4 protein-coding genes are annotated in these 6,258 nt (G+C 61.6%); all 4 read left to right on the forward strand.

Annotated elements, in window-relative coordinates:
• The coding region (locus ACYVDE_RS12520; protein ID WP_460501881.1) for a TolC family protein at positions 1-733 on the forward strand (733 nt) is incomplete at its 5' end.
• 51 nt (positions 734-784) lie between these two features.
• On the forward strand, positions 785-1,921 hold the full coding sequence (locus ACYVDE_RS12525) for an efflux RND transporter periplasmic adaptor subunit (protein ID WP_460501882.1): 1,137 nt from the start codon (positions 785-787) through the stop codon (positions 1,919-1,921).
• Between the two features lie 140 nt (positions 1,922-2,061).
• Entirely contained in the window at positions 2,062-5,550 is a 3,489-nt protein-coding gene (locus tag ACYVDE_RS12530) for an efflux RND transporter permease subunit (RefSeq protein WP_460501883.1), read from the forward strand.
• 116 nt (positions 5,551-5,666) lie between these two features.
• Positions 5,667-5,933 carry an acyl carrier protein gene (locus ACYVDE_RS12535; protein WP_460501884.1) on the forward strand — a complete coding sequence of 89 codons (267 nt, stop codon included), beginning with the start codon at positions 5,667-5,669 and terminating at the stop codon, positions 5,931-5,933.
• Positions 5,934-6,258: the final 325 nt, after the last annotated feature.

Consider the following 6,258-nt stretch of genomic DNA (forward strand, 5'->3'; position numbering starts at 1 on the left):
CGCCGTGCCCACCGCTCCGGCCCCGACCAGCCCCGACAATACCGCCGCCCAAAACCGCCTCGACCAACAGAATGCCCTTTCGGGTGGCCTGCCGCCGGCGGCCCGCGGAGCCATCAACTATAACAACCGCATCGAGTTTTCGACCCTGGAAACGCAGCAGGCCCTGGCCGGCCTCGACCTGCGCAACCGCCAGGCGGGCGCTTACCCGCGCCTCGTGCTCACGGGGGCCTACGGCTTCACGGGCTCGGCCAAAACGGCGAGCGAGCTGTTCGCCTTCCGCGGTCCGAACTCGACCAACTCGGCGGGCTTTGCCAACCAGAACTGGTTTGGCTTCGGCAACGTGGGCCTGAGCCTGCAGGTGCCGGTTTTTGATGGCTTCCGCCGCAAGTACCTGGTGCAGCAGAGCCGCTTGCAGCAGCAAACCATCGAGCGCGGCTTCGAAACCCTGAAGCAGAGCATCGACCTGCAGGATGCCCAGAGCCGCACCACGCTCATCAACGCCCTCGACGTGCTGGACAACCAGAAAGCCAACCTCGACCTGGCTACCGACGTGGCCCGCGTGACGCGCATCAAGTTCAACGCCGGCGTGGGCTCCAACCTGGAGGTGATTACCGCCGAAACTGACCTGCGCTCGGCCCAGACCAACTATTACGGCGCCGTGTACGACGTGCTGGTGGCCAAAGTAGACCGCGACAAAGCCACTGGCGAGCTGTACAACCAAGTGAAAAAATAACGCTGGGCCTAGCCCGCTTCCCCTTTAAACACCGAAATACCCCGCTTACCCATGCGTTTCAACCCAACTCAACCCGCTGCGCTCTTCCTGGCCAGCACCCTGCTGCTGGCTTCCTGCGGTGGCTCGAACAAAGACCCCAAGGCCGAGCTGGCCAAGCTGAAAAGCGAGCAGGCCGCCACGCAGGCTAAAATTGCCGAGCTCGAAGCCAAAACCGGCGGCCCGGCCGAAGTGGCCGCCACGCCCGTGTCGGTGATGAACGCCAAGCCCGAGAGCTTCAAGAGCTACCTCGAAGTGCAGGGCCGCGTCGACTACGACCAGAACGCCACCGTGGGCGCCCGCGCCGCCGGCTCGCTCACCAGCATCCGCGTGCAGCGCGGCGACCGGGTGAGCAAGGGCCAGGTGCTGGCCACCATTGATGCCAGCATCCTCGACGCCAACGCCGCCGAGCTGCGCACCCGCATGGACCTGGCCCGCACCGTGTACGAGAAGCAGAAGGGCCTGTGGGCCCAGCAGATTGGCACCGAAATCCAATACCTGCAAGCCAAGAACAACTACGAGGCCCTGCAGCGCAACTTGGCCACGCTCAACCAGCAGCGCGCCCTGTATAATGTAGTGGCCCCTTTTGCGGGTATTGTAGATGAGGTGCTACCCAAGCTGGGCGAAATCACGGCCCCCGGCGCGCCGGTGGTGCGCCTCACCAGCGGCTCGGGCGGTAAAATCCTGGCCGACGTGTCGGAAGCCTACGGCAACAGCATCAAGGCCGGCGACGCGGCCGTGGTGACCATTCCGGACCTGGGTGGCGAGGAAATCCCCGCCACGGTGCGCGTGGTGAGCCGTAGCATCAACGCCACCAACCGCACGTTCACGGTGGAATTGCGCCTGCAAGGCAGCAAGGCCGCCGACCTGCGCCCCAACATGGTGGCCACGGTGCGCATCCAGAACTATGCCGCCGCCAACGCCACCGTCATCCCGGTGGATTTGGTGCAGAAAGACGAAACCAACAGCTACGTGTACGTGGTGGGCCAAGAGGGCGGCAAGGCTGTGGCCAAGAAGCGCGTCATCAAAACCGGCAACACCTACAACGGTAAGGTGGAAGTGACCAGCGGCCTGACCGCTGAGGATAAAATCATTTCGGCCGGCTACCAGAACCTGAACGAAGGCCAGCGCGTGGCCGTGCAGGGCGCGTAGAGACGCAACATTTTGCGTCTCGTCGTTGAACGAGCGTAACCGCGCAAACCACGCAGTATTAACAACATCAGCAACGACGAGACGCAAAATATTGCGTCTCTACACCGCAAACAATTTCTCAGGATTTCAGAGAAGAAACCATGCAGGACATCGAAAAAGAGTTTGGCCCAACCAGTTGGTCCATTAATAACAAAACCAGCATTTACATCATCACGGTGCTGCTGTGCGTGGCGGGCATTTTCGCATACATCAAGCTCGGCAAGGAGAAATTCCCCGACATCGTGATTCCGCGCATCATCGTGGCCACGGTGTACCCCGGCACTTCGCCGACGGACATCGAAAACCTGGTGACGCGCCAGCTCGAAAAGGAGATTAAGAGCGTGAATGGGGTGAAGCACATTAATTCCACCTCCAACCAGGACTATTGCATCGTGGACGTGGAGTTCAACTCCGGCATCGACGTGCAGTACGCCAAGCAGCTCATCAAGGACGCCGTGGACAAGGCCCGCACCGAGCTGCCCAACGACCTGCCCACCGACCCCACGGTGAAGGAAATCAACATTTCCGAGCAGCCGATTATGTACGTCAACCTGGCCGGCAACCTGCCCGCCGCCCAGCTTAAAAAGTTCGCCGACGACTTCCAGGACAAGATTGAGGCCCTGCCCGAAATCACCCGCGTCGACATCATCGGCGCCCTCGACCAGCAGGTGAACGTGGACGTGGACCTGAACAAGCTGCGCGCCTCGCGCCTGGGCTTCTCGGACATCTCCCGCGCCATCGGCGGTGAGAACTTAACCGTGTCGGGCGGTACCATCGACGTGGGCGGGCAGAAGCGCGCCGTACGCGTGGCCGGCCAGTACGTGCGCGCCGAGGACATTGCCGACATCCAGGTGAAAAACCTGAACGGCGCACCCGTGCGCCTCGGCGACATCGCCACCGTGACGGATGGCTTCAAGGACCGCGAAAGCTATGCCCGCCTCGACGGCAAGCCGGCCATCACGCTAAACGTGGTGAAGCGTCAGGGCGAAAACCTGATTGACGCCTCGGATAAAATAAAGGCCCTGATTAAGGACTCGAAGACCAGCCTGCCCAAGGAGCTGACCATCACCGTGACCGGCGACACCTCGAACGACACCCGCGTGACGCTGCACGACCTCATCAACACCATCGTTATCGGCTTCCTGCTCGTCACGTTCATCCTGATGTTCTTCATGGGCACCACCAACGCTATGTTCGTGGGTCTGTCGGTGCCGATTTCGATGTTCCTGGCCTTCCTCATCATCCCGGGCTTCCACTTCTCGCTGAACATGATTGTGCTCTTCGCCTTCCTGCTGGCGCTGGGCATCGTGGTCGACGACGCCATTGTGGTGATTGAAAATACCCACCGCCTGCTACACGAGCACCCCAACCTGAGCACCGAGAAAGCCGCCAAATTCGCGGCCGGCGAGGTATTCGTGCCAGTTTTGGCCGGTACACTCACCACAGTGGCCCCGTTCGTGCCGCTGATGTTCTGGCCGGGCATCGTGGGCTCGTTCATGTACTACCTGCCCGTGACGCTGATTATTACCCTGATGTCGTCGCTGGTAGTAGCCTTCATCATGAACCCGGTGTTTGCCGTGAGCTTCATGGAGCGCGAAGAGCATTTCGAGGAAGACATGCACGGCAAGCCCAAGTTCTCGCGCGGCCTGCTCATCGCCGTGGGCGTGCTGGTGGCGCTGGGCGTGCTGTTCAACGTGATGGCCCTGGGTGGTACGCACGAGGTATCGCCCGACGGGCAGGTGAGCGGCCTGATGGGCCACTTCATCGGCAACGTCTGCCTGGCCCTGGCCGGCTTCATTCTGCTCGATAAATTCCTGCTGGTGAAAATGATTGGCTGGTTCCAGACCCGCGCCCTGCCCAAGTTTCAGGACGGCTACGCCAGCCTGGTGCGCTGGTCCATTGGCCACCCCACGCTGGTAATGGTGGGCGTAGTGGTGCTGTTCATCGGCTCGTTCGTGGCCGTGGGTATTCGCAAGCCGGCGGTGCAGTTCTTCCCCAAAGGCGACCCCAAGTTCATCTACACCTACCTGAAAATGCCCGTCGGCACCCGGGTAGAAGTGACCGACTCGATTACGCGGGTGCTCGAAAAGCGCATCTACGGCGTGATTGGTGAGAAGAACCCCGACGTGGAATCGGTAATTACCAACGTGGCCATCGGCGCCGGCGACCCCGGCGAAGCCACGGCTTCGGGCGTATCGCAGTCGCACATGGGCAAGGTGGGCGTGGCCTTCAAGGAGCTGAGCGAGCGCACCGGCCCCGAAACCCACATCTACATGGATAAAATCCGCGAAGTGGTGAAGGGCATTCCCGGCGCCGAAATCTCGGTCGACCAGGAAGCCAGCGGCCCGCCCACGGGCAAGGAAATCGCCATCGAAGTAGCCGGCGACGACTACCCCAAACTGGCGGCCCTCTCGAAAAAGGTGATTCGCTACGTTGACTCGCTGAAAATCGGCGGCGTGGAGCAACTGCGCTCCAACCTCGAAGACCGTAACCCCGAAATCGCCGTCAACATCAACCGTACCCGCGCCAACCGCGAGGGCATCAGCACCGGCCAGATTGGCTTGGAAGTGCGCACGGCCATCTACGGCACCGAGGCCAGCAAATTCAAGACCCCCGACGACGAATACCCCATCCAGGTGCGTTACGCCCAGCCCTACCGCTCCGACGTGGATGCCATCGTGAACGCCCCGCTCACCTTCCGCGACGCCACCGGCGCCGTGCGCCAGGTGCCCATCTCGTCGGTGGCCGACGTGAGCTACGGCAGCACCTACGGCGGCATAAAGCGCAAAGACACCAAGCGCGTCATCACCATCAGCTCCAACGTGCTGGGTGGCTACACCGGCCCCGACGTGGTGCGCAACATCCAGACGGCCCTTAAGTCGTTCCCGCTGCCCCCCGGCTATACCATCAACATGGGCGGCGCCCAGGAAAACCAGAAGGAAACCTCCGACTTCCTGCCGCTGGCCGGTATCGGCGCCCTGGGCCTCATCTTCCTCATCCTCGTTACGCAGTTCAACTCGTTCAGCAAGCCGCTCATCATTTTGTCGGAAGTGCTGTTCTCGATTGCCGGCGTGTTCTGGGGCCTGGCCATCACGGGCATGAGCATCAGCATCGTGATGACGGGCGTGGGCATCATCGCCCTGGCCGGTATCGTGGTGAAAAACGGGATTCTGCTGGTTGAATTCACCGACATGCTGCGCTCGCAGGGCATGCCGCTGCGCGAGGCCATCGTGATGGCCGGCCGCACCCGCCTCAACCCGGTAATTCTCACGGCCACAGCCGCCACGCTGGGCCTCATCCCGCTGGCCATCGGCCTGAACATCGACTTCTACGAGCTGTTCGCCAGCGGCAACGCCCACTTCTTCATCGGCGGCGAGTCGGTAACGTTCTGGGGCCCGCTGGCCTGGACCATCATCTTCGGTCTGGTGTTCGCCACGGGCATCACGCTGCTGGTAGTGCCGGTGATGTATTTGCTGAGCGAAACGCTCAAAGGAAAAATTTCGGGAAAAAATCCCGACCACGTTGCAACCATTTCTCAGGAGGTGGACTCTGAGGAAATACAGGCGGCTACGCCGCCTGTACTGGCATAGCGCTTAAGGCGTTGTCGGTGTCCGCCGGCTGGTAGCTGTTGCAGCGGCTACCGCCGGCGGGCACCTGGGCCGGGCCGCTGCCGCGCTTCACTCACCATCTTTTTTCGCTTTTTATTATGTACGTATCCACTACGAGCCTGGCTCCCTCCGCAACTATCGAGCAGCAGGTATTCCGCATTATCAGCAAGCGTAAAGCCATTCGGGCCAGCCGCGTGCGCAAAACCGCCAGCCTCGCCCGCGACCTGCGCTTCGAAACCCTCGACGTAGTCGACATCATCCTCGAGCTGGAGCGCAACTTCAGCATCACCATCCCCGATGAAGTGCCGCTCACCACTGTGGGCGACTTCGTGCGCTACGTGCGCGAACACGCCGCCGCCGCGTAACCATTCAGGAGCGTTAGTTATAAAAAAGCCCCCGCAACAGCTGTTGCGGGGGCTTTTTGGTTTTGGTTGGACGATGTAGAGACGCATACTTGCGTCTCGTCGTCTGCGCCGTTATGGCAAAAACCGTTCAACGACGAGACGCAAGTATGCGTCTCTACATTGTTCAATTAGCGCACGTTGCCGCCGGTATCGGTGGCCGAGGTGCCGGGCTCGCGCGAGCTGGCGGTAGTGTTGGCAGCTACGCTGTGCGTACCGGCGTGCTTGGCCGATTCTTCGGCCGGCTGCGGCGTGCTGGCGGCCGGGTCGTTGGAGTGGGAGGGCTGAG

The sequence above is a fragment of the Hymenobacter agri genome (assembly GCF_054778495.1).

Bases quoted from the DNA above. Each gene is read 5' to 3' on its own strand.
- ACYVDE_RS12535 (WP_460501884.1), top strand. From the start codon at position 5,667: ATGTACGTATCCACTACGAGCCTGGCTCCCTCCGCAACTATCGAGCAG.
- ACYVDE_RS12525 (WP_460501882.1), top strand. From the start codon at position 785: ATGCGTTTCAACCCAACTCAACCCGCTGCGCTCTTCCTGGCCAGCACC.
- ACYVDE_RS12530 (WP_460501883.1), top strand. From the start codon at position 2,062: ATGCAGGACATCGAAAAAGAGTTTGGCCCAACCAGTTGGTCCATTAAT.